Genomic DNA, 21,802 nt, shown 5'->3' with positions numbered 1-21,802 from the left:
CTCGTCGCGCGGCCGGATACCGGCGGAGAACACCACCAGCGAGGCGTCGATGACCGATTCGTCGGACAGCGAAACACGGACTCCCGCACCATCTTCCGCGGGCTCGATCGAGGAGGTGCCGACACCGGTGTGCACCCGCAACCCGAGATCGCCGACCAGCTTCTCCAGGATCGCGCCACCGCCCTGATCGACCTGCACCGGCATCAGCCGCGGCGCGAATTCGACCACGTGCGGGGTCACGCCCATCAGGCGCAGCGCATTGGCCGCTTCCAGCCCGAGCAGACCACCGCCGACCACTACACCCACGGCTCCCGGCCCGGCCTCCTGCGCCGCCGCCCGGATGCCGTCAAGATCCTCGATGGTGCGATACACGAAACATTCGGGCCGATCGTGTCCCGGCACGGGCGGGACGAACGCGTACGAGCCGGTCGCCAGCACCACCGCGTCGTAGGCGATGGCCTCGCCGTCGGAGGTGAAGACCTTGCCCGCGCCGCGATCGATCGACTCGGCCCGCACGCCCAGCCGCAGATCCACCAGCTCGTCGCCGGCGTACTCGTTACCGGGCAGCGCCAGCGCCGCCGGATCCCAAACGCCCACGTAGGAGGACAGCGCGACGCGATCGTACGCGGCACGCGGCTCCTCGCCCAGCACCATGATCTGCCACCGGTCCTCGGTATCACGCGACCGCAGCGCCTCGACGAAGCGATGACCGACCATGCCGTGGCCGACGACGACAACGGTGCGCTGGGCGGGGATGCGCGGCACGCTCACGGGGAACCTCCTGAATTCCGGATGACCCCACGGTAGGAAACGGGTATTGCGGCGATGCTGCGCGAAATGACCGTCAAATCAACGGTTGCTCACCTGCGTGACGATCTTCCCGTGAGATACCGGCCCCTGCCCTGCTACCGGATGCGCGGCCGCGAATGCGTTCGGGCCGAGGTGTTCCCGGCCACAGCATCATCGAAACGCATGTGGCCCGGACCACGCAACCGGACGATCAGTTCCAGGTGTCCTCGAGCATCCGCGGCTTGCACGCCTGCCAGGCGCCGGCCAGCATCACCACCACCGCGAGGGCCAGCAGGGCGAACGGCACGGCCCAACCGCCGGTCACGGTGTGCAGTACGCCGAACAGCAGCGGCCCGGCGCACGCGGCGGTGTATCCCACGCCCTGGGCGAATCCGGACAACGCCGCCGAACCCGCCTGGGTGCGACTGCGCAGATTGATCAGTGTCAACGCCATCGGGAACGTACTGGGCCCCAGGCCCAGCAGCAGCACCCACAGCACCGGGGCGCTCATCGGAGCCAACAGCAGTCCGGCGAACGCCACGAAATAGCAAATGGCACAACCGATCACGATCGGGAACGGATTGCGCACCCGGGCGGTCACACTCGGCGCGGCCAGCGCCGCGCCCAATCCGATGAACGAGAACACCGCGACCATGGTGCCGCCGAAGGCCGCGCTCGCTCCGGCGTCGGTGAAGATCTTGGGCAGCCAGGTGAACATGGCGTAGGTCGTCAGCGAGGTCATCCCGAACATGCCCGCCATACCCCACGCCACCGGCGACTTCCACGCCTTACCGCCCGCCGACTGGTCGGGCAGCGCGGTCCGGGCAGCGTTGAACGGCGGTGCTTCCGAGGGCCCTGCGTGGTGACGCTCCGCTACCGCCTCCGGGCCCGCCGGGCGCACCGCGACATCGCGACCGCGCCGATCGCGCAACACCCACAGCCACGGCAGCGCCGCGACCAGGGGAAGCAGCGCCCACACGCCCAGCGAGACACGCCAGCCGTCCGCGTCGGCGACCGGCACGGCGATCAGTGCGGGCAGCACGGTACCCAACTGCACCATCGTGATGTAAAGGGCGCTGAGCGTCGCGAGGCGATCGGAGAAATACCGTTTCACCAGCGGTGGGACCACGACGTTGCCGACGCCCATCCCGGCCAGGGCCAGCGCCGAGAACACCAGCAGCTCCCAGGTCGCCGGAACCAGTGCGCGCACCGCCTGCCCGACCGCGGCCGCCAGCATGGCCACCAGCGCCGTGCGCTCGAGCCCGAGTCGGCGCACCAGAATCGGGGTGAGCACGCCCGCGGCGGCGAACATCACGGTCGGGATCATGCCGAAGACGCCGACGACCGTCGTCGAATAACCGATATCCGCGCCGATCCGCTCGGCCAGCGGGGTGAACGCCGTGACCGCGAGGCGCAGGGTGAACGCCGAGACGATGATCGCGGCGAAGACCAGCAGCCGCCCTTCCAGCAGAACGCGGCGACGGTCGGCGATGGTTCGGACGTCCGCGTGCTGCGGTTCGGCGGACGCGATGGACGGGCTTTCGGCGGGGGCGGTCAGTGGCACCGGTAAATCATAGGATGACCGGATGATGGGAGGCAATGGATTACTACCGGGGTACTCTGTTGCGTGTGCAACAAGTCCGGCGCACCAGCCTCATCGCTCAGGTCACCGACCAGCTTCGTGCCGAAATTCGTTCCGGCCGCTGGCCCGTCGGCTCCCGCATACCCACCGAACCGGAGTTGACCGAACTCACCGGCACCGGCCGCAACACCGTGCGCGAGGCGGTGCAGGCGCTGGTGCACGCCGGAATGCTGGAACGCCGGCAGGGATCGGGCACCTACGTGATCGCGATCTCCGATCTGGGCGGCACCCTGGCCAAGTACTTCGCCGACGCCGTCGAACGCGACATCCTCGAACTGCGCCAGGCCCTGGACACCCAGGCCGCGCGCCTGGCGGCGCAACGCCGCGACGACAACGACATCGCCACCCTGCTGTATCTGCTCGACGAACGCCGAAAGGCATGGGACGACGACGATCCCGGCGCCATCCACGCCGACGTCCAACTGCACCGCGGCATCGTGGTCGCCAGCCACAACGCGGTCTATCTCGAGTTCTACGATTCCCTGCTGCCGGTGATGGAACAGGGAATCCGTTCGCGCACACCCAAATCCGGCGGTTCCTATCACACCGAACACGCCGAGTTGGTGAACGCGGTGATCGCGGGCGACCCCGAACGCGCCGCGAAGGCGGCCGACTGCTTCCTCGGCTCGCTCATCGCCGAATATCCCGGCCGCTGACCACCGCGACTAGAGCAGCAGCCGGACCATATCGGCCGTATGGGCCAGTCCCGGAAACGCCTCGGGCGTCGAGCGCGGATGCAGCGCGTGCACGGCGAGCCGGAACATGACCGCACGCAACATCATCTGCGGCCATTCCGGCAGATCCGACCACCGGTGCAGCAGCCCCTCGTCCGCGCCGCCCCAGGACAGCGCGTCGACCACGATCACCCCGGCCGCCCAGGACGCGGGTCGCCAATAGGGGGTGATATCGGTCAGGCCCGGGGTCGCCGTGCCGGAGAACAGAACCGTGCCGAACAGATCGCCGTGCACGAGCTGCGAGGCCGCCTGCACCGTTTTGCGCAGGGTGGACAGCTGGGCCAGGATTTCGAGACTGCGCTGCCCGTCGGGCGAGGTCACCGGCTGCATGCCACCTGCCTTGAGGCTGCGCAGCGGCACCGGTTCCCAGGCCGCGCGGTCGGCGGCGACGAAGACGTCCACGTCCATCCACGGACCGATGGGCTGTTGCGCCAGGAACCGCGGACGCTCGAGCCGGGCCGTGGCCCGATGCAGCCGCAGCGAGACCGACACCACCTCGTCGTGCCGGGGTTCGGGGGTGCCTTCGAGGAATGTGTCTGCGCGCCAACCGGATACGACGTACCGTCCGTCGGTCGCGCGAACCGGATGCGCCAGGCGCAGCCCGTCGACCGACAACGTCTCGCGGACATTCGCCGACCACGCGGCACGCGCGTGGTCGGCCACCGGTGAGAGCACCACATCCCCGCACCGCCAGCCGCCGTCCCAGTCCCCCAGCGCGATCGGCGTCACTTCGCGAAGACCGAATGTGGCCCGCACATGCTCGGGGGGTTCCACAGATGTCACGGCCGTACCGTACTCCCGCCGAGTGAACCACTCCCGCCGCCGCGCCGAAGCAACGCCCACGTCGAGATCACGCAGGCAGAACCCCGGATCCGCCGCCCCGGACCCGATGAAGTCGCGCGGCGGCGGCGGAACTCAGTAGACCGGGAGGGAGGGGTCGATCTGCTTGGCCCAGGCGATGATTCCGCCCTGCAGGTGGGTGGCGTCGGCGAATCCGGCCTGCTTGAGTGCGGCCAGGGCCTCGGCCGAGCGCACGCCGGTCTTGCAGTGCAGCACGATCGGGCGGTTCTGCGGCAGTTCGGACAACGCCTCACCGGACAGGATGCGGTCCTTGGGGATCAGCTTCGCGCCCTCGATGCGGACGATGTCCCATTCGACGGGCTCGCGCACGTCCACGATGGCGACGTCCTTGCCGGCGTCGAGCATGTCCTTGAGCTCGCGCGCGGTGATCGTGGAGCCCGCGGCCGCGGCCTGCCCCTCCTCGGACACCACACCGCAGAACGCGTCGTAGTCGATCAGTTCGGTGATCGGCTGACGTTCGGGATCGCGGCGCAGCTTGATGGTCCGGTAGCTCATGTCCAGTGCGTCGTACACCATGAGCCGGCCCAGCAGCGGGTCGCCGATGCCGGTGATCAGCTTGATGGCCTCGGTCACCATGATCGAGCCGATCGACGCGCACAGCACGCCCAGCACGCCGCCCTCGGCGCAGGAGGGAACCATGCCCGGCGGCGGGGCCTCGGGGTACAGATCGCGGTAGTTGATGCCGCGGTCGTCGGGTGCGTCCTCCCAGAACACCGACACCTGGCCCTCGAACCGGTAGATCGAACCCCACACGTACGGCTTGTGCGCCAGCACCGCCGCGTCGTTGACCAGGTAGCGGGTGGCGAAATTATCGGTGCCGTCGACGATCAGGTCGTAACCGGAGAACAGTTCGACCGCATTGTCGTTGTCCAGCCGGAACTTGTGCAGCACCACGTCGATTCCGGAATTGATCTCCAGAATCGAGTCGCGCGCGCTGTCGGCCTTGCTGCGGCCGATATCGGATTCGCCGTGAATGATCTGGCGCTGCAGATTCGACGAATCCACCTCGTCGAATTCCACGATGCCCAGCGTGCCGACTCCGGCGGCGGCCAGATAGAGCAGCGCCGGGGAGCCCAGCCCGCCCGCGCCGATCACCAGCACCTTGGCGTTGCGCAGCCGTTTCTGCCCGTCCACGCCCAGATCCGGAATGATCAGGTGGCGGCTGTAGCGGGCAACCTCCTCCCGGCTCAGCTCACCGGTCGGCTCGACCAGCGGCGGCAGGGGCTTCGGTGATGACACGTCCTGGACTCCTTGTATCGAATTCGCAGTAACGAAGTATGCAACACCCCGAATCGGGCCACTGTTCCCCGGGGCAGCTCTCATCCGCGAGGATAGGGCCACGGGTTGAAGCGGCACTTCTTGCCGTCTTTGGGTACGACGCCCTGCGGGTCGAGAGCGGCGATGTCGTCGTTGCGGATGCCGAAGGTCTGCTGCATCATCACCGGCGCGAGACCGCCGTCGACGGCACAGGGCTGGTGGTCGTGATAGCCGACGGCATGGCCGACCTCGTGATTGATCTGGTACTGGCGGTACGAGCCGATATCGCCCTCGAAGGCCAGCGCGCCGCGCACCCAGCGCACCTCGGACAGGACCACGCGGCCCAGATCGGAGTTGTAGCAGGAGGAGTCGATGGGAATGTCGAATCCGCAATCGGCCTCGGTGGTCTTGCGCGAGGTCAGGGAGATGCGGAAATCCGGTTCGCCCGAATCGATCCGGCGGAATCCGAATCGGGTGTCGTGAATCCAGCTCTTCGGGTTGGACAGCGTCGCGTCGACCATGTGCGCCATCGACTGGTCGCCGCCGTATCCGGCCGTTTCCACCCCGTCCTCGATCTCGACGGTGTAGGTGAACAGATGTTCCTGCGCGGCGCCCACCTTGGCCGACGTGCCGGGCACGACATGCCAGGTTCCCTTGCCCGCCTCGGTGAACGGGCCGCCGTCGGGCAGCGCGCCGGTCGGCAGTCCGGCCGCGAACTTCCCGTCGCCCTTGGGCGGTACGCCGATGATGCCGCCCCGATCCGACCGCGGACTCAGCTTTCCCACGCCGGGTATGCCGGATCCGCCGGAGGTCCCCCTGTCCCGCACCGCGTTCACCACGACCAGAACCGTCACCACGATCAGCACCGGCAGCGCGTAGGCCCGCCAGCCGTAGGTGGACACGAAGCGGCGTGCCATCGCCCGCTGCCGTTTCGCGCGTCCGGGCCGGGACGCGTCGGCCTCCCGCTCCCGGGAATCGTGATCCGGAGAATTCGTCGGATCCCACTGCGCTCGCAACGGTTGCCGGTCGCGGTCCCCGCCGGAAAAATCCGTATCCTCCGCGGCGTCCTGGTCGGGCACTACCGTGCCGACGCGACCGCGCCGGGCACCGCCGTCGAATGATCCGTCCTGTTGGTCGGTCACGACGAACAGACTCTCACAACCGTGATCTGCGCAATGCAGGACCGGGAAGAGCGGATCGGTTGCGAGATATCTCACCACTGTGCGAGATTGCTTACGAAGACCATTTACTGACAAGTTGCCAATAGCTACCGGGATCGGCTGCGCATACCCAGCCTCCGAGTTGGCCCGAGCCCAGCGAGGGACAATCGGAACGAGTATCGTTCGTTGGATACCCCGTGCACACCTTATTCCGCCGGGAATTGATTGGGAGATGCCGAAATGACAGACCTCGTGGACCGGATGACGTCGTCTCGACTGTCGTCCGAGACCATGGCCCCGAACAAGCGTGGAACCCGCCTGCCCCGCGACGCCCGCCGGGCGCAACTACTCGCGGCGGCGAGCGAGGTCTTCGTGCTACGCGGATACCACGCGGCGGGCATGGACGAGATCTCCCAATGCGCGGGTGTCTCCAAACCCGTTCTCTACCAGCACTTCTCGAGCAAGCTCGAGCTGTATCTGGCGGTGCTGCAGAACTACATCGACGCGCTGGTTTCGAGTGTGCGTCAGGCGCTGCGTTCCACCACCGACAACAAGCAGCGCGTTCGTGCCGCGGTCGCCGCCTACTTCGACTTCGTCGACCACGACACCCAGGGTTTCCGGCTCGTCTTCGAATCCGACCTGACCAGTGAGCCGCAGGTGCAGCGCCGGGTCGAGCAGGCCACCGAGGCATGCGTGGACGCGGTCTTCGACCTGGTCGCACACGACTCCGGCCTGGACCCCTACCGCGCCCGCATCCTGGCCGTCGGCCTGGTCGGCGCCAGCCAGATCACCGCTCGCTACTGGCTCGAGGCCGACCGGCCCATCCCCAAGGAAGAAGCCGTCGACACCACGGTCTCGCTCTGCTGGGGTGGCCTCAAGCACGTGCCGACCCGTTCGCCGGGAAGTTCGGCGTACTAGTCGCCGACCAGGCACACGTACAGACGATTTCGGGCCCCGGCGGTGTCGCCGGGGCCCGAAATCGTATGAACCTCTAGACCGCGGCGAAGCCCACGCGGCCGGTGGCGGCGGTGCCGATCTCCACGTAGGACACCTTGGCCGCCTGGATCAGAAACTTGCGACCCTTCTCGTCGGTCAGCGATATCACGCCGTCCTTGCCGGTCAGCGCACCGGACACCAGCGCCTCGACCTCTTCCGGGGTCTGCGAGCTGCTGATGACGAGCTCACGCGGGCTATCCGAGATACCGATCTTGACCTCCACGGCCAACCTCCTAAAAGTCCCTATGTCGTCATGATCAGGCTAATGCAGGGCAGGCGAGCCCACGTAACGCTCTCAGCGAAACGCGGTACGCGCCGCACGCCCCGCCCGGCGTGCGCCGAAACGATTCTCGAATGCCGCAGCGCGACAAGCGATCACCGCCCTCAGCCCAGACCCAGCACACGCATGCGCTCGGCGTGACTGTCCTGCATGTGCTCGAACAGCGCGGCAACCCCGTTGAGATCGCCGGTGGCCACGAGTACGAGTTCGGTCAGCTCGTCGCGCTGGGCCATCACCCACTGCGCCTGGGTGATCGCCTCGCCCAGCAGCCGTCGTCCCCACAGGTTCAGCCGGTCGCGCTCGGAACGGCTCGCCTCGACCGCGCGGCGGACCTCCTCCACGACGAACTGCGAATGATCGGTCTCGGCCAGCACGTCGCGCACGACCGCGGCCACCTCGGGGGCCAGCGCACTGGCCAGCACGGTGTAGAAATCCGCCGCGAGACCGTCGCCGACGTAGAACTTCACCATCGACTCGAGCCAGGTCGAGGGGTCGGTCGAATTGTGGTAGGCGTCCAGCGCGCGCACGAACGGCGCCATCGCGTCGAACACCTCGACTCCGCGATCGGCCAGGGCCCGGTTCAACATCTCGAAGTGGCCCATCTCGGCGGCGGCCATCGTCGCGACGGACACCTTGCCCCGCAGCGACGGCGACAGCTTCGCCTCCTCGGCGAGCCGATAGAACGCCGAGATCTCACCGTAGGCGAGGACGGCGAACAGGTCGGTGACGCCGGGATGATCGGCGGGAATGCGAACAGTGGATTCGGTCGAATCGTCCAGCGCGGCAGGCGGGTTTGCTCCCATGCCCTACACCCTAGTATCGCGCTCGGTGCAGTTGTGACAGGTCACCGTGATTTCACGGTGTCGTGCCCATCCGCTCATGCTGTAACTACAGACGGCATGAGCGGGGCCCTGCGTGGTGACGCTCCGCTGCCGCCTTCGGGCCTCGACCGCTCATGCCGGGGCATCCGCGAGGAACTTCTCCAGGTACGTCCACGTCGTGTTGCGGGCGGCCGGACCGGTGAGGATGCCGAGGTGACTGCCCGGCGCGGTCTCGAAGCGGACCCACGCGGCTCCGGTGAGGGTGCGGGTGCCGTGTTCGACGGCGGCGGCCGGGGTGATCACGTCGTCGGGACCGCCCACCAGCAGCACCGGCGCGGTCACCTCCGACAGCGCGATACGACGCTCACCCAGCCGGAATTCGCCCTTGCCGAGGTCGTTGGCCAGCATGCAGCGGCCCCACAGCTGGTTGTAGAGCCGTCCCGGATATCCGGGCATGCCGGCCTGGAAACGATCGATCGTCTCCATCCGGCCGAGCGTGGCGGCATCGGTGAGATGCGTCGCGACGAACAGTGGGCGCCGCAGCTCACGCTCCCAGGACGTCGCCCGGTAGGCCAGGCGAGTCAGCGGCGCGGGGACGCCGCCCGCCAGCCGGATCAGCGTGGACGCGCCGATGCCGCCGGTGAGCCGGGCCGCCGCGCGCACCTGCGGCACGAACGTCACCTTGTCGTAGTCCAGGGGCGCGCCGACCGCGGTGATCGAGCGGATCGGCAGCGCCGCGTCGGCAGCCGCGGTGAGCAGCGCGAGCACGCCGCCCAGCGACCAGCCGACCAGATCCACCGGCGCACCCCCGCGATCGGCGGACACTCGCCGGATCGCCTCGGGCAGGATGTCGTCGATCCAGTCCTCGAACCCCATCCGCCGGTCGGCGAAGGTGATCTCGCCGTAGTCGACCAGATACGGGTGATGCCCGCAGTCGAGCAGGAAACGCGCCAGGCTCTGATCGGGACGCAGATCGAAGCAGGTGGCCGCGGCGGCCAGCGGCGGAACGAACAGCACCGCGGAACCCGCGTCGGCCACACCCGGTTCCCCGATGCGCTCGAAACGATGCAGTCGCCGGTGCGCCTGATCCCACAGCACCGTGTACGGCGTCGGGGCGGGCTGCTCGATACCGTCGCCGAGCGTCAGCGCCCAGGCGTTGCGCGCGGCGCGGGTCACGGTGTCTGCCAGATTCACAGGCATCAAGGTATCCCGTGACACGGCGTCACACATATGTGGGATCTGCCACTCCCCCGGCGCCGGCCCCGGACCACCGCGCGCATACGCAAATTCAACGGGATTCGTGAATTATCCTGTGCCACACCGCACACCACGCGGGAAGACAATAAATCCGGCGAACTTCGCACCGGCCGCATCGCGCATTTACCATGAGGCATCCCGAGCGGCGGAAGATATCACGCTACAATCTGCATGGGTAGCGGAAATTTCGACTCGTGACATCACAGGGTGACCGAGCAGAAGTACCGCGGCCCGAATGGAAAATGTGCGCGCACAGATCCGCAACACCGATGCGCCGCGCCAGGTTGATGCCGCCACCGGCATCCCGCAGCGGCCGAGGTGGGACACACCGCCGGATATGTGGCCGAGAGTGGACCACCGGGTCCGCCCCACACCTCGTGCGCGCGAGATGCGAAACCGCGAGGAAGGCAAGAACCTGAGCAAGATCACCGTGGAACAAGAACCCGGGTTGAGCGACAATCTGGTGACAGCAGAGCTCGACCCCACGCACACCGCCCCCACATTCACCGAATTGGGAGTTCGCGCGGAAATCGTCCGCGCACTCGCCGAGATCGGAATCGAACGTACTTTCGCAATCCAGGAACTCACCCTGCCGCTCGCGCTGGCCGGTGAAGACCTGATCGGCCAGGCACGCACCGGTATGGGTAAGACCTTCGGATTCGGCGTGCCACTGCTGCACCGCATTTCCAGCGGCAATTCGGGCACCACCGCGCTGGACGGCACACCGCGCGCACTGATCATCGTGCCGACGCGTGAATTGTGCATCCAGGTCACCAAGGATCTGGAGAATGCGAGCAAATACCTGACCAATCACCAGGGACCGCTGAAGGTCACCTCGATCTACGGCGGCCGACCCTACGAAACCCAGATCGCGGCGCTGCGCGCCGGCGTCGACGTGGTCGTCGGCACCCCGGGCCGCCTGCTGGACCTGGCCGAACAGCAGCATCTGGTCCTGGGCAAGGTCGGCGTGCTGGTACTGGACGAGGCCGACGAGATGCTCGATCTGGGCTTCCTGCCCGATATCGAGCGCATCCTGAACATGGTGCCGGACCAGCGCCAGACGATGCTGTTCTCCGCGACCATGCCCGGCCCGATCATCACCCTGGCGCGCACCTTCCTGCACAAGCCGACCCACATCCGGGCCGAGGAGCCGCACGATTCGGCGGTGCACGATCGCACCGCGCAGTTCGTCTACCGGGCGCACGCGCTGGACAAGAGCGAGGTGGTCGCGCGCATCCTGCAGGCGTCCGCACGCGGCGCGACCATGATCTTCACCCGCACCAAGCGGACCGCGCAGAAGGTCGCCGACGATCTGGCCGAGCGGGGCTTCGCCGTCGGCGCGGTGCACGGCGACCTGGGCCAGGTACAGCGTGAGAAGGCCCTGGACAAGTTCCGCAAGGGCAAGATCGACGTGCTGGTCGCCACCGACGTCGCCGCCCGCGGCATCGATATCGACGATGTCACGCACGTCGTCAACTACCAGTGCCCCGAGGACGAGAAGACCTACGTGCACCGCATCGGCCGCACCGGTCGCGCGGGCCGCACCGGCGTCGCGGTGACGCTGGTGGACTGGGACGAGCTGAACCGCTGGTCCGCCATCGATTCCGCACTCGGACTGGGGATTCCGGAGCCGGTGGAGACGTATTCCCGCTCCCCGCACCTGTTTTCGGATCTCGACATCCCCGAGGGCGCGACGGGTACGTTGCGCCGCAAGGTGGAACGCGACGAGGACGCGGTCGTGGAGGAGCGCACCCCGCGCACCCCGCGCAAGCGCAACCGTCGCCGCACCCGCGGCGGGCAGCCGATCGACGGCGTCGAAAGCGCCCAGATGACAACCGAACCCGATGACGAGGGCACCGAATCGTCTGCGGCCGAACAGGATTCGACCGATTCGGAGACCGCCGACAAGCCCGCGCGGCGTCGCCGCCGTCGCCGGTCCTCCGGTGCGAGCGCGGCTGCCGAAGACGGTGCGCAGTCCACGTCCGAGGCCGACGGCTCGGACGCGCCGCCCGCCGAATCGGATGAGCAGGCCGACAAACCGGCCCGCCGCCGTCGCCGCCGTCGCCGGCCCGCAGGCGAGGAATCCGCCGAGGCCACGGACGCACCGATCTCCGTGACGGCCTGAACGTCGTAGCGATACCGACCGATCGAGGGGCCCCGCCTGCGAGTCAGGCAGGGCCCCTCGTCGGTTGGATCCGCCGGGCCCGCCGATTCGCTTCAGCGGCCTCGGCACTCCCGCTCGGCCGGGCGCACCAACCTGTGCGGCACCGGAAAGTCCTGCGCCGCGACGTCACCATCGGGCGGGCTCGGCGGATCGACTACGCTCGCTGGCGTGCTCGCACCTGAGCGGCGGACGCGCGCCGATCTCCTTGCCGCAGTCGCGATCGCCGTCGTGGTGGTGATCGCGATAGTCGTCGTGTGGTGGATCAGCGACGCGCGCGGCACGATTTCCGAGCCCGCCGCGCATGCCGCCGAACAACCCGTCGCCGCCGACCAGCTGCCGCAATCCCTGCACGAGCTGTGGCACGCGCCGGACGGCGCGGCGGCGCGGGCGCTGACCGCCGCCGGGGTGGCCGTCGCCGGTGACGGCGGCACCATCACCGGATACGATCCGGTGACCGGTAAGCAGGTGTGGAAATACCAGCGCGATATGCCGCTGTGCGGTGTGGAGGCGCAGTACGGCACCGTCGTGGGCACCTATCGCGATCAGCGCGGGTGCAGCCAGACCACGATGCTCTCGGCCGACACCGGCGCCCGCCGCACCGCGCGCAGCAGCTATATGGATCACGCGATCACGTTGACCGCGGACGGCACCTACTTCCTCGCCCAGGGTTCGGACCGGCTCGAGGTGTGGCGTTCGGATCTGGTGCGCACCCTCGAATACGGCTACGTGGACGCGCCGGTGAACATCAAGACCCAGCCGCGCGTCGGCTGCACCCTGCTGTCTTCGGTGTCCAGCAGCAGCCGGTTGGCGGTGCTCGAGCACTGCCCCGGCGACGGCGCGGACCGGCTGAGCGCGCTGAACCCGGCTCCCAAGGACAGCACAGTGCCCGAGGAGTACGGCTCACATGTGCTGACCGATCCCGGTGCGAACGTCGAGGGCGCGCGCGTACTCGCGGTGTCGGACAACCGAATCCTGCTGTATCTCCCCGGAACCGGCACCACCACACCGGAATTGGCGATCTTCGACGGCACCGCGAATCTGCTGTCCACCGAGCGTCTGAACGCCCCTCTCCCGCCGACGGCGACCGCCACCCGAATCGGCTCGGCCTACCTGATCTTCTCCGGCAACAGCGTTATCGCCTTGAACTCCAGCACATTCGATCCGCTCTGGACCGCCCCCGACGCCCTCGGCTCCCCCGTCCTCATGGCCGGTCGGATCCTCATCCCGGTCGACGGCGGCATCGCCGCCCTCGACCCCGACACCGGCGTGGAGACAGCTCGAATCCCCTTGCAGCGCACCGACTATCACAACGGCCCCATTTCCCTCGCCGCAGTGGGATCCACCATCCTGGAACAACGGGACGGCCGCATCTACGGCATCGGCCAGTAACAACCGAGGCGTGCCGGGGGCGAACACCCAACCCCTGCATGTTCGAAGTCCTTGCGCCCGTATACTTTCCGCCCTCTCTACGAAAATCACAAGGGGGGGTTCAGGTCGAAAACTGTTGCACGGCAATCGCTTTGCAATGCACAGCGGTCCGGGCAGTGCGGCCCGACGAGCACCGGCCACATCGGAGATGCCGGCGCCCGGAAACTCCACGGAGCCGTGCGATCGAGTGCGACAGAACGCCCGCGTTCGGTCATGGACCTGTGCGCGGGCGTTCGGAAAACGTTGTGCTGTACCTTGTTTCGCCTCAGCCCAGGTGGGCCGACAGCAGCCAGGCCGGTACCGACTTGCGGCCCGGGCCCTCGTCCCGGATGTCGGATCCGGCGAATTCGCCGAAGCCGGGAAAGTTGTCCGGGACGTTGGCGTGGATGCGGGCCGGGCGGATCTCGTCGATGGTCCAGTACGGGCCGACGGCCTCGCGCAACTCGTCCTCGCTCACGGCGTTGACCGGGCCCGCGGGCAGGGTCGCGCGATCGAAGACGAGGACGAAATAGGATGCGCCGGGCGCGGCGGCGCGCACGATCGACTCCTGGTACCCCTTGCGCAGTTCCACCGGCATCGAGTGGAACAGGGTGCTGTCGACGATGGTGCCGAACCGGCCGTCGTAACCGGCGAAAGAGCTGATGTCGGCGATCTCGAAGCTGGCGTTGGTCAGGCCGCGCTCGGCCGCCCCGGCTCGGGCGAGGTCGATCGCGGTGGGCGACTGGTCCAAGCCGACGGTGGTGAAACCTCGTTCGGCGAGATACAGCGAGGTCGCGGCCTCGCCACAGCCTGCGTCGAGGACTTCGCCGTGGAATCTGTCGGCATCGATGAGTGCGGCGATCTCGGGCTGCGGCTCGCCGAGACTCCACGGCGGCCGATTTCCCTGCCCCATCTCGGGGGCCTCACCACGGTAGGCGGATTCGAACATCGCGTCATTCGATGAACTCGTCATGACCCCATTCTATGTCAACCTGGTTGATATATGTCAATATAGTTGACATGGAAGGTCTCGAGGAAAGGCCTCTCGGTTACCTTCTGTACCGGGTTGCCGCGGCGTTGCGCTCCGAAGTGGTCGCGACCGCACTGGATCCGCTGGAACTGACGTTCCCGCAATATCTCTGCATGCGCCTGCTGTCCCAATCTCCCGGTAGGTCCAATGCGGAGCTGGCTCGCGACGCGACCGTCTCGCCGCAGGCGATGAACAAGGTGATCCGGGAACTTCAGGACCGCGGCCTGGTGACCCGCCCGGCCTCGGTGCCGACGGGCCGGTCGCTGCCCGCCACCCTGACGCGCGAGGGCGTGGCCCTGCTCGAGCGGCTCGATCCGCTGGTGCTCGCGGCAGAATCCCATGTCCTGGCCAAACTCAGCGCCGGTGATCGCCGAGAGTTCCGCCGTCTGCTCGCCGCGGTCGGCTGAGCTACGACACCGGCCCCGCCACGGCCGCGGACCGGGATTCCGCCGCACACGTCGGGTAGTTTGGCGACTGCTCGGCAACCACTCCGGCCAGGATCTCCGTCCGGTACGCGTCGGCCTCGTCCGGCCTCCGCGGCGCACAGGAAATATGAGTTTGCTGTGTATCGGCCCCAAGTTGTTGCGTCTCGGACCCGCGCAGCATCCAATGACATCCGAGGTCGGGACCGAACCTTCGAAGAAAGGTAATCATGAAGAGGACACTGTCCGCATCGTTCGTCGCCATTGCCGCGGGTGCCCTGCTGGCCGGGCCCGTTATCGGCTCGGCCGCCGCCAACCCGGTCCAACCGGCGCCGGTCCATCAAGACAACAACTGGGGCGGGTTCAACCGCCCCGGCTGGCACGACCCGAAGGACCCGTTCCGCCAGGACTGGCACTGCGACCGCCAGGGCATGTGGCACAACAACGAGCACGACCGCGGAGGCCACCACGACCGGCGCTGCCGCGCCTGGTAACTCCTCGGCAATCCCCCGGTTCCGGCCTGCGCGCCGGAGCCCGGGGGGCTGTTCAGCTCCCGCTGCCCGCCGAACTGATGATCAGGCGACGACGACGGCGAGCGCGCTCCACCGCCCGCTCGGCCGCGGCACTCGCATCCTCGGCCGACGCGCCCGCACCGACCGCCTTCTCGTAGGCCACGGTCCTGACCTTCTCGTCCCGCGCCGCCCGGCGTCGCCGACGTGCCTCGAGAAATCCCATAACACCCTCCTGTTCAGCGAGAAAGCTCCGACCCCCGGACATTCAGCCTGCCGGACAGCACATTCGCGGCACATCACCCCGCAGGATGATTCACCGCCCGACCGGCATACCGCTCACGGGCGACCCGGGTCAGCCCTGCGCACACCTCGGCCGCGCTCGCGAACCACCGACCCACTCCGGGCCAGCCCCTCCCGGACTATGGTCCGATGATGAAATCCTTTCCGCCGCAACATCACACGGATGCCGAGAAGATCGAGTTCCACCGGCTGTACGGCGCGTGGGCGACGGTCACGCCTTCCGACGGCCGCGACATCCTCGGCGATTTCGCCGGACCGTGGTGGATCGCCGGAGGCTGGGCACTGGACGCGTTCACCGGAACCCGACGCGCCCACGACGATATCGACGTCGCCATATTCCGCCACGACCTGCCCGAACTGCAACGCGCCGTCACCGGCCGCCTGCACGTGTGGTCGGCGAGCTCCGGAGCACTACGTCCCGTGAACGACCAGTACCCCGACCTCCTCGACGACGCCGTCCAGGTCTGGCTACGCGAAGAGGCCACCGCCCCTTGGCTCCTGGACGTCCTGCTCAACCCCAGCCGCAACGGCCGATGGGTCAACCGCCGCAACCCGTCGATGACCGCCCCGCTCGACGCCGTCACCTGGACCGCCCCCGACGGCATCCGCTACCTCGACCCGGAGATCGTCCTGATCTTCAAGGCCAAGCACGCCCGGCCGAAGGACCACGAAGACCTGCGACGAACCTGGCCCGCCATGACCGAGCCCCGGCGCCGCACCCTCCGAGACCACCTCCGCGACCACCATCCCGGACACGAATGGGAGTCCTGCACACGGTGATGCCTCCTCGGCGCGCAAGATCGTCACCATCTAGCAGCTTCTCGTTCGCGCAGCGGTGCTACGTCACGGCGGACAGATGAATATCGAAGTGGCGCAAGGGATCAGGGTTCGTGAATGCCATCGGTAGGCAGATCATCGCAGGCCGTCCAGGACGGCGATCGCGGCCGAGACGAGTTCGGAGAGCAGAGGCAGGGATTCGTCGCGCCGGGGTGGGCGGGCCCACCAGCGGCCCTCGGCGGTGTGACGGCCGAAACCGGTGGGTAGCACGACATTTCCGCGATGGGGACCGATATCGATGCCGCGACGCTCCAGGCGGGCCAGATGGTCGGGGCTCGGGTGGCGGTCGGCCACCACCAGGAATGTACGGCGGGGCGGGCGGGCCCGCACCAGGACCGGGCCGGGTATGCCACGGTCGACCAGTTCGCCGAGGATCGAAACACCCAGCGGCTCAGGCGTATTGACCGCCGCGATGGAATCGGTGAGGGGTAGCACGACGAACCCCGGCGCGGTGACGTGCACGCGGGGCAGGCCGAACAGCGATCGATAGGATGCGGCCCAATCCTGCGGTGTAACAACCTCTCCCGAGGCAGTCGCGGCGCAGTCCGGATCGGGCGGGAGGCCGTGGTGACGGCGCGGCAGGCCCGTGTCCCCCGGGCCGCTCACGACGCCCCCGTTCGGTCGTCGCCCCGGGCCGCGGCCCCGCGCCCGGAATGTTCCGCCCGCACTCTTCGCGCGTCCGCGCATCTGCCTCCGGACTTGCCGATCCCCGGCGCAGCGCAGGGAAACTCGTAGATCCGCACGCATCTGTCCACCTCGGCACCCCAACCTTCGCGAGATTTCACGAGACATATACGTCTGAGCAGACTTCGACGTCTGATCGTATGTCGCTCGATACGCTCGTGGTGAGGATTCGAGCGAACTCGAGCAGACCGAGCAACCGAGTGGCGCGTCGACCGAGACCGAAGGGTGTGCAGGCATGGCCGAAGAAGAGTTGGTGGACGTCACGATCACCGCGGACGACGCGGAATGGCTGGCGGAATTCACCCGGTCCCTGGTCGCCGACCGACTCGCCGCGTGCGGCAACATCATTCCCGCGATCCGTTCCATCTTCAGCTGGGAGGGCGCGGTCCAGGAGGACGCGGAGGCGCTGGTCGTCCTGCACACCCGCGGCTCACTGGTCCCGGCGATCATCGCCCGCGCCGATCGGGACCACCCCTACGACACGCCCCAGGTCCTCGCCGTCCCGGTCTCGAACGCCCACCCGGGCTACCGCCAGTGGGTCCTGGACTCCACCGCATGACGCATCAGTGACCCGTACGTGATCGCCTTCCGGGTCGGTGATTCGGCGTGATCGCTTTCGCCCGAACCGCTTTCGCCCGAACCGATCTCGCCGTACACGAATGAGCACTGCGCAACGCCGCGGCGGGCGATACAGCTGTCACGCACGGCTATAGTCGTCGATCATCCTCGCGCACTTGTGGATTCACCGACATGGGCCACATATCTAGCCGAATTATATTCGGCGACAATGCGTTCCACTAACAACACCTGTTCGCTACAATCCACGCGACTACCCGGACGTCGCTCCGACTACCCGGACGTCGCTCCGACTACCCGGACGTCGCTCCGACCACCCGGACGTCGCTCCGACCACCCGAACACCCCTCCGACCTCCGACCCGGCCCCGTCGCCCGACAGGCGACGGCCCACAGGCGACGGCCGACGCCCCGGACTCGTGCCACGGCCGGACCGCCCCTCTGCGACGGCCCGCACCGGCCGCAGGCAACCCCCACCCGGTCCGGCATGATCGAGCCCATGAGTGGTTCCACGAGTGAGTTCCGGTTGGTGGTGCTGCGGCATGGGGAAACCGAGTGGTCCAAGGCACACAAACACACCGGGCGGACCGACATCGCGCTGACGACGGCCGGGGAACAGCAGGCCCGGGCGGCGCGGGAGGTGCTCGCGGGGCTCGGATTGGCCGATCCGCTGGTGCTGTGCAGTCCGCGGCAGCGAGCGGTGCGGACCGCCGAGCTGGCCGGGCTGGCGGATGTGCGGATCGACGACGACCTGGTGGAATGGGATTACGGCGACTACGAGGGGTTGACCACGCCGCAGATCCGGGAGTCCGTACCGGGCTGGACGATCTTCACCGATCCGGCCCCGGGCGGCGAATCGGCCGCGCAGGTGCAGGCCAGGGCCGATCGGGTGCTGGCAAAGGTGGAGCCGGAATTGCAGGTGCGCGATGTGGTGCTGGTGGGGCACGGGCACTTCTCGCGATGCCTGATCGCGCGGTGGGCCGAATTCGAGGTGTGCGAGGCACGCCGGTTCTACCTGTCCACCGCCGGGATAAGCGTGCTGGGCCACGAGCACGGCACGCGCACGATCCTCGCGCACAACCTCGTCCCGGCCACCTCGGGAGGAGCCCGATGATCCGCCGCGCCACCCCCGAGGACGTGCCGGCCCTGGTCGGGCTGGTCTACGACCTGGCCGAGTACGAGAAGTCCCGGCACGAATGCGCCCTCACCGACGAGCAATTGCACACCTCCCTGTTCTGCCCCGATCCGAAAGTGTTCGCCCATGTGGCACAACATGATTCGGGCGGCGAGGTGCTGGGCTGCGCGATCTGGTTCCTGAACTACAGCACATGGACGGGCACACACGGGATCTACCTCGAGGACCTCTACGTCAAGCCGGAGGCGCGTGGTCTGGGGCTGGGCAAGGCCCTGCTCGCCGAACTCGCCCGCGAGGCCGTCGCCAACGGCTATCGACGCGTGGACTGGTCGGTCCTGAACTGGAACACCCCCTCGATCGAGTTCTACGACGCACTGGGCGCGACCCCCCAGAACGAGTGGACCGGCTACCGCCTGACCGGCGAGGCACTCGACCGTCTCGCCGCGCGCTGAAATTTTTCTCGCGGCCTTGTCGATTTCGCCGATGGCCGTCCGTCGAAGAGTTGAATGGTCCGAAAGGCGGGCCACACTGTTCGAAGGACGATCACCATGTCGCAGTATCTGGTCCTGATCTACCAGGACGAACGTCAGGTCTCCGAACCCGCGCCGGGCACCCCGACGATGGGCAGCCATCAGGAGTTCATGCAGGCCAACCAATCGGCCCTGCGCGGCGGCAACGCCCTCGCGCACAGCCACAGCGCCACCAGCATCCGCCCCGACGGCGCGGGCGGTTTCACCGTCACCGACGGGCCGTTCGCCGAGACGAAGGAGCAACTCGGCGGCTACTACCTGATCGAGGCGGACGATCTGGACGCCGCGCTCGAGGTCGCCAAGCAGGTGCCGATGGCCGAGGGCGGCGTCGAGGTGCGGCCGCTGCTCGTGCTGAGCTGAATCGCTATCCAGATCACGAATTATGATGCACCGCAACATGATTCACCTGGTTGCGCGGAGGTCCCGCAAGTGACGCACTCGCGGGACCGATCCGCGGCGGAACCCGCCGAGGCCGCGACGCACACCGAGGTCGCGGCGGCGGTGGCCGACGCACATCGCCACGAGTGGGCCTTCGTCCTGGCCACGACCGTGCGGATCACCCGGGATCTGGATCTGGCCGAGGAATGCGTACAGGACGCCTACGCCCAGGCGCTGGGCCACTGGGCGCGACACGGCGTCCCGGCGCGCCCGGCCGCCTGGCTGACCACGGTGGCCCGCAATCGCGCCCTCGATCTGCTGCGCCACCATTCGACGATGCGCCGGACACTGCCGCTGCTGATCGAGGACGATCGCACCGAGGACATCGCCGATTCCGCGATCACCGCTTTGACGCAGATCCCCGACGACCGACTGCGGCTGATCTGCACCTGCTGCCATCCGGCCCTGTCCGTGGAGGCGCAGGTGGCGTTGACGCTGCGGCTGGTCTGCGGTCTGAGCACCGCCGAGGTCGCCCGCGCCTTCCTGGTCGGCGAGCCGACCATGGCCGCCCGCATCACCCGGGCCAAGAAGAAGATCGCCGCGGCCCGCATCCCCTATCGGGTGCCCGGCCCGGCCGAACTCCCCAACCGCGTCGACGCCGTGCTCGAGGTGGTCCATCTGCTGTTCACCACCGGGCACACCGCACCCGCGGGCGCGGATCTGATCCGCCGCGACCTGACCGAGCGGGCCGCCGATCTGGCCCGCATGCTGCATACCCTTTTGCCCGAAAATCCCGATGTGACAGGACTTCTCGCACTGATCCTGCTCACCGACGCGCGCCGCGCCGCGCGCGTCGGAGCGGACGGGATGATGCTGCGGCTGTCCGAACAGGACCGCACCCGCTGGGATCGCGTGCAGATCGCCGAGGGCATCGCGCTGGTCCGGGCCGCGCTGAACCGCAATCCGGGCCGCTACGCGCTACAGGCCGCCATCGCGGCGGTGCACGCCGAGGCCGCCGGTTACGCGGACACCGATTGGCCCGAGATCGCCGGACTGTACGACGTGCTGATCCAGGTGTGGCCCTCGCCGGTGGTGGCGCTGAACCGGGCCGTGGCCGTCGGGATGGCCGAGGGACCCGCGGCGGGGCTGACCGCGCTGGCGGAGTTGTCCGCCGAACCGCAACTGGCCGGTTACGGCTACCTGCCCGCCGCCCGCGCACACTTCCTGGCCGAACTGGGCCACAGTCGCGAGGCCCGGCTCGCCTACGAGGAAGCCCTGCTGCTCACCGAGAACGCCGCCGAGCGCGCCTTCCTCACCGCCCGCGAAGCCGAACTAGACAAGTGACCAAAAATGCGCCCACGAGGCGCTCAGGGGTCGTTACGGGCCTACCGGGCACGGCGGTCCTATCGTGAACGAATGACGATCTCCGTTCGCCCGGCAATCGCCTCCGACGTGCCCGAACTGGCGCGCGTCCTGGGGGCCGCATTCGCCGACGATCCGATCATCAGCTGGCTCGTTCCGGACTCCCGCGTCCGGCCCCGGCGCGCGGGATACATGTTCGCCGCGATGGTCCGGCATCAGTTCCTGCCCGGCGGCGGTGTGGACGTCGCGTTCGACGAGACCGGCCGGATGCTCGGCACGGCGGTGTGGGCGCCGCCGGGCGGCTGGCAGACCTCTGGACCCGCCCAGCTGCGGATGCTGCCCGGCGTCGTGCGCGCGTTTCGCGGGCGAATGCGAGTCGCCGGGGAGATGGCCGATCGGATGGCCCAGCATCACCCCGCCGAGCCGCACTGGTACCTGGCCTTCATCGGCACCCATCCCGACGCCCGCGGACGCGGTTTCGGCCACGCCCTGCTCGCCCCGCGCCTGGCGCACTGCGACGAAACCGCCTGTCCCGCCTACCTGGAATCGAGCAAACAGGAGAACATCGCCTACTACGAGCGTTTCGGCTACGACCTCACCGGGGAGCTGAACATCACCGACGGCGGCCCGCCGATGTGGCCGATGTGGCGCAGCCCGCGCTGACGGCGA

24 protein-coding genes are annotated in these 21,802 nt (G+C 68.2%); 13 read left to right on the top strand and 11 right to left on the bottom strand.

What is annotated here, in order from left to right:
• Together NM2_RS30775 and NM2_RS30770 are read right to left on the bottom strand one after the other, a co-directional pair.
• Positions 1–771 (bottom strand): NAD(P)/FAD-dependent oxidoreductase (locus NM2_RS30775; RefSeq protein WP_169816262.1); only part of this gene is annotated, 771 nt, incomplete at its 3' end.
• A gap of 229 nt (positions 772–1,000) precedes the next feature.
• Complete coding sequence (locus tag NM2_RS30770; protein WP_067676140.1) at positions 1,001–2,281, bottom strand: MFS transporter; 1,281 nt, start codon at positions 2,279–2,281, stop codon at positions 1,001–1,003.
• Between the two features lie 137 nt (positions 2,282–2,418).
• On the opposite strand from NM2_RS30770, the gene NM2_RS30765 reads away from it, so the two are divergent.
• Positions 2,419–3,087: a FadR/GntR family transcriptional regulator gene (locus tag NM2_RS30765; protein ID WP_067676134.1), complete on the top strand. Its 669-nt coding sequence runs from the start codon at positions 2,419–2,421 to the stop codon at positions 3,085–3,087.
• Positions 3,088–3,096: 9 nt separating this feature from the next.
• On the opposite strand, the gene NM2_RS30760 is transcribed toward NM2_RS30765, so the two are convergent.
• From NM2_RS30760 to NM2_RS30750, 3 genes are all read right to left on the bottom strand, one after another.
• Positions 3,097–3,948 (bottom strand): TIGR02569 family protein, encoded by an 852-nt coding sequence (locus tag NM2_RS30760; protein WP_067676060.1) that lies wholly within the window; start codon positions 3,946–3,948, stop codon positions 3,097–3,099.
• 132 nt (positions 3,949–4,080) lie between these two features.
• Entirely contained in the window at positions 4,081–5,265 is a 1,185-nt protein-coding gene (moeZ, locus tag NM2_RS30755) for an adenylyltransferase/sulfurtransferase MoeZ (protein ID WP_067676057.1), read from the bottom strand.
• Between the two features lie 80 nt (positions 5,266–5,345).
• A complete protein-coding gene (locus NM2_RS30750) occupies positions 5,346–6,425 on the bottom strand; it encodes a DUF3152 domain-containing protein (RefSeq protein WP_439956943.1) in 1,080 nt (359 codons plus the stop codon).
• Between the two features lie 258 nt (positions 6,426–6,683).
• Between NM2_RS30750 and fasR the strand changes: the two genes are divergently transcribed.
• The gene (gene fasR / locus NM2_RS30745; RefSeq protein WP_067676048.1) at positions 6,684–7,361 is read left to right on the top strand and encodes an HTH-type transcriptional activator FasR; all 678 of its coding nucleotides are present in this window, start codon (positions 6,684–6,686) and stop codon (positions 7,359–7,361) included.
• Between the two features lie 73 nt (positions 7,362–7,434).
• Here fasR and NM2_RS30740 read toward each other — a convergent pair whose 3' ends face one another.
• From NM2_RS30740 to NM2_RS30730, 3 genes are all read right to left on the bottom strand, one after another.
• Positions 7,435–7,662, bottom strand: coding sequence for a DUF3107 domain-containing protein (locus tag NM2_RS30740; RefSeq protein WP_067676046.1), 228 nt, complete (start codon positions 7,660–7,662; stop codon positions 7,435–7,437).
• Positions 7,663–7,823: 161 nt separating this feature from the next.
• Complete coding sequence (locus tag NM2_RS30735) at positions 7,824–8,522, bottom strand: ferritin-like fold-containing protein (RefSeq protein ID WP_067676043.1); 699 nt, start codon at positions 8,520–8,522, stop codon at positions 7,824–7,826.
• A gap of 150 nt (positions 8,523–8,672) precedes the next feature.
• The gene (locus NM2_RS30730) at positions 8,673–9,734 is read right to left on the bottom strand and encodes an alpha/beta fold hydrolase (protein WP_174575700.1); all 1,062 of its coding nucleotides are present in this window, start codon (positions 9,732–9,734) and stop codon (positions 8,673–8,675) included.
• 451 nt (positions 9,735–10,185) lie between these two features.
• Here NM2_RS30730 and NM2_RS30725 point away from each other — a divergent pair, with 451 nt between their 5' ends.
• Entirely contained in the window at positions 10,186–11,922 is a 1,737-nt protein-coding gene (locus NM2_RS30725) for a DEAD/DEAH box helicase (protein ID WP_067676124.1), read from the top strand.
• A 207-nt stretch (positions 11,923–12,129) separates the two neighbouring features.
• Positions 12,130–13,350 (top strand): Rv3212 family protein, encoded by a 1,221-nt coding sequence (locus NM2_RS30720; protein WP_067676040.1) that lies wholly within the window; start codon positions 12,130–12,132, stop codon positions 13,348–13,350.
• A gap of 304 nt (positions 13,351–13,654) precedes the next feature.
• On the opposite strand, the gene NM2_RS30715 is transcribed toward NM2_RS30720, so the two are convergent.
• Positions 13,655–14,341, bottom strand: coding sequence for a class I SAM-dependent methyltransferase (locus NM2_RS30715; protein WP_174575699.1), 687 nt, complete (start codon positions 14,339–14,341; stop codon positions 13,655–13,657).
• Between the two features lie 47 nt (positions 14,342–14,388).
• On the opposite strand from NM2_RS30715, the gene NM2_RS30710 reads away from it, so the two are divergent.
• Both NM2_RS30710 and NM2_RS30700 read left to right on the top strand, forming a co-directional pair.
• Positions 14,389–14,805, top strand: coding sequence for a MarR family winged helix-turn-helix transcriptional regulator (locus NM2_RS30710; protein WP_067676037.1), 417 nt, complete (start codon positions 14,389–14,391; stop codon positions 14,803–14,805).
• Positions 14,806–15,050: 245 nt separating this feature from the next.
• Positions 15,051–15,314, top strand: a complete 264-nt coding sequence (locus tag NM2_RS30700) for a hypothetical protein (protein WP_067676031.1) — start codon at positions 15,051–15,053, stop codon at positions 15,312–15,314.
• Between the two features lie 52 nt (positions 15,315–15,366).
• On the opposite strand, the gene NM2_RS30695 is transcribed toward NM2_RS30700, so the two are convergent.
• Positions 15,367–15,555, bottom strand: a complete 189-nt coding sequence (locus tag NM2_RS30695; RefSeq protein ID WP_067676028.1) for a hypothetical protein — start codon at positions 15,553–15,555, stop codon at positions 15,367–15,369.
• A 209-nt stretch (positions 15,556–15,764) separates the two neighbouring features.
• Here NM2_RS30695 and NM2_RS30690 point away from each other — a divergent pair, with 209 nt between their 5' ends.
• Positions 15,765–16,412: a nucleotidyltransferase domain-containing protein gene (locus tag NM2_RS30690; protein ID WP_084531727.1), complete on the top strand. Its 648-nt coding sequence runs from the start codon at positions 15,765–15,767 to the stop codon at positions 16,410–16,412.
• Positions 16,413–16,544: 132 nt separating this feature from the next.
• Here the strand turns inward: NM2_RS30690 and NM2_RS30685 are convergent, their stop codons facing one another.
• Entirely contained in the window at positions 16,545–17,075 is a 531-nt protein-coding gene (locus NM2_RS30685) for a hypothetical protein (RefSeq protein WP_157121409.1), read from the bottom strand.
• A 313-nt stretch (positions 17,076–17,388) separates the two neighbouring features.
• On the opposite strand from NM2_RS30685, the gene cutA reads away from it, so the two are divergent.
• The 6 genes from cutA (at position 17,389) to NM2_RS30655 (ending at position 21,796) form a co-directional block, all read left to right on the top strand.
• A complete protein-coding gene (cutA, locus tag NM2_RS30680; protein WP_067676025.1) occupies positions 17,389–17,712 on the top strand; it encodes a divalent-cation tolerance protein CutA in 324 nt (107 codons plus the stop codon).
• A gap of 515 nt (positions 17,713–18,227) precedes the next feature.
• Complete coding sequence (locus NM2_RS30675; RefSeq protein ID WP_067676022.1) at positions 18,228–18,842, top strand: acid phosphatase; 615 nt, start codon at positions 18,228–18,230, stop codon at positions 18,840–18,842.
• Complete coding sequence (locus tag NM2_RS30670; protein ID WP_067676018.1) at positions 18,839–19,315, top strand: GNAT family N-acetyltransferase; 477 nt, start codon at positions 18,839–18,841, stop codon at positions 19,313–19,315. The genes NM2_RS30675 and NM2_RS30670 overlap by 4 nt, the downstream gene beginning before the upstream one ends.
• Before the next feature lie 96 nt (positions 19,316–19,411).
• A complete protein-coding gene (locus tag NM2_RS30665) occupies positions 19,412–19,753 on the top strand; it encodes a YciI family protein (protein WP_067676015.1) in 342 nt (113 codons plus the stop codon).
• A 69-nt stretch (positions 19,754–19,822) separates the two neighbouring features.
• Entirely contained in the window at positions 19,823–21,115 is a 1,293-nt protein-coding gene (locus NM2_RS30660; protein WP_067676013.1) for an RNA polymerase sigma factor, read from the top strand.
• A gap of 72 nt (positions 21,116–21,187) precedes the next feature.
• Positions 21,188–21,796, top strand: coding sequence for a GNAT family N-acetyltransferase (locus tag NM2_RS30655; protein ID WP_067676010.1), 609 nt, complete (start codon positions 21,188–21,190; stop codon positions 21,794–21,796).
• Positions 21,797–21,802 lie beyond the last annotated feature (6 nt).

Origin of the sequence: Nocardia miyunensis NBRC 108239 (assembly GCF_001613065.1) — a bacterium.
GTDB lineage: Bacteria > Actinomycetota > Actinomycetes > Mycobacteriales > Mycobacteriaceae > Nocardia > Nocardia miyunensis.
This window is presented reverse-complemented; position numbering and strand designations above follow the sequence as displayed.

Excerpts from the sequence above, each read along its gene's own strand:
- fasR (WP_067676048.1), top strand. The coding sequence starts at position 6,684 with ATGACAGACCTCGTGGACCGGATGACGTCGTCTCGACTGTCGTCCGAG.
- NM2_RS30735 (WP_067676043.1), bottom strand. The coding sequence starts at position 8,522 with ATGGGAGCAAACCCGCCTGCCGCGCTGGACGATTCGACCGAATCCACT.
- NM2_RS30725 (WP_067676124.1), top strand. The coding sequence starts at position 10,186 with ATGCGAAACCGCGAGGAAGGCAAGAACCTGAGCAAGATCACCGTGGAA.
- NM2_RS30715 (WP_174575699.1), bottom strand. The coding sequence starts at position 14,341 with ATGACGAGTTCATCGAATGACGCGATGTTCGAATCCGCCTACCGTGGT.
- NM2_RS30710 (WP_067676037.1), top strand. The coding sequence starts at position 14,389 with ATGGAAGGTCTCGAGGAAAGGCCTCTCGGTTACCTTCTGTACCGGGTT.
- NM2_RS30700 (WP_067676031.1), top strand. The coding sequence starts at position 15,051 with ATGAAGAGGACACTGTCCGCATCGTTCGTCGCCATTGCCGCGGGTGCC.
- NM2_RS30695 (WP_067676028.1), bottom strand. The coding sequence starts at position 15,555 with ATGGGATTTCTCGAGGCACGTCGGCGACGCCGGGCGGCGCGGGACGAG.
- NM2_RS30690 (WP_084531727.1), top strand. The coding sequence starts at position 15,765 with ATGAAATCCTTTCCGCCGCAACATCACACGGATGCCGAGAAGATCGAG.
- cutA (WP_067676025.1), top strand. The coding sequence starts at position 17,389 with ATGGCCGAAGAAGAGTTGGTGGACGTCACGATCACCGCGGACGACGCG.
- NM2_RS30675 (WP_067676022.1), top strand. The coding sequence starts at position 18,228 with ATGAGTGGTTCCACGAGTGAGTTCCGGTTGGTGGTGCTGCGGCATGGG.
- NM2_RS30670 (WP_067676018.1), top strand. The coding sequence starts at position 18,839 with ATGATCCGCCGCGCCACCCCCGAGGACGTGCCGGCCCTGGTCGGGCTG.
- NM2_RS30665 (WP_067676015.1), top strand. The coding sequence starts at position 19,412 with ATGTCGCAGTATCTGGTCCTGATCTACCAGGACGAACGTCAGGTCTCC.
- NM2_RS30655 (WP_067676010.1), top strand. The coding sequence starts at position 21,188 with ATGACGATCTCCGTTCGCCCGGCAATCGCCTCCGACGTGCCCGAACTG.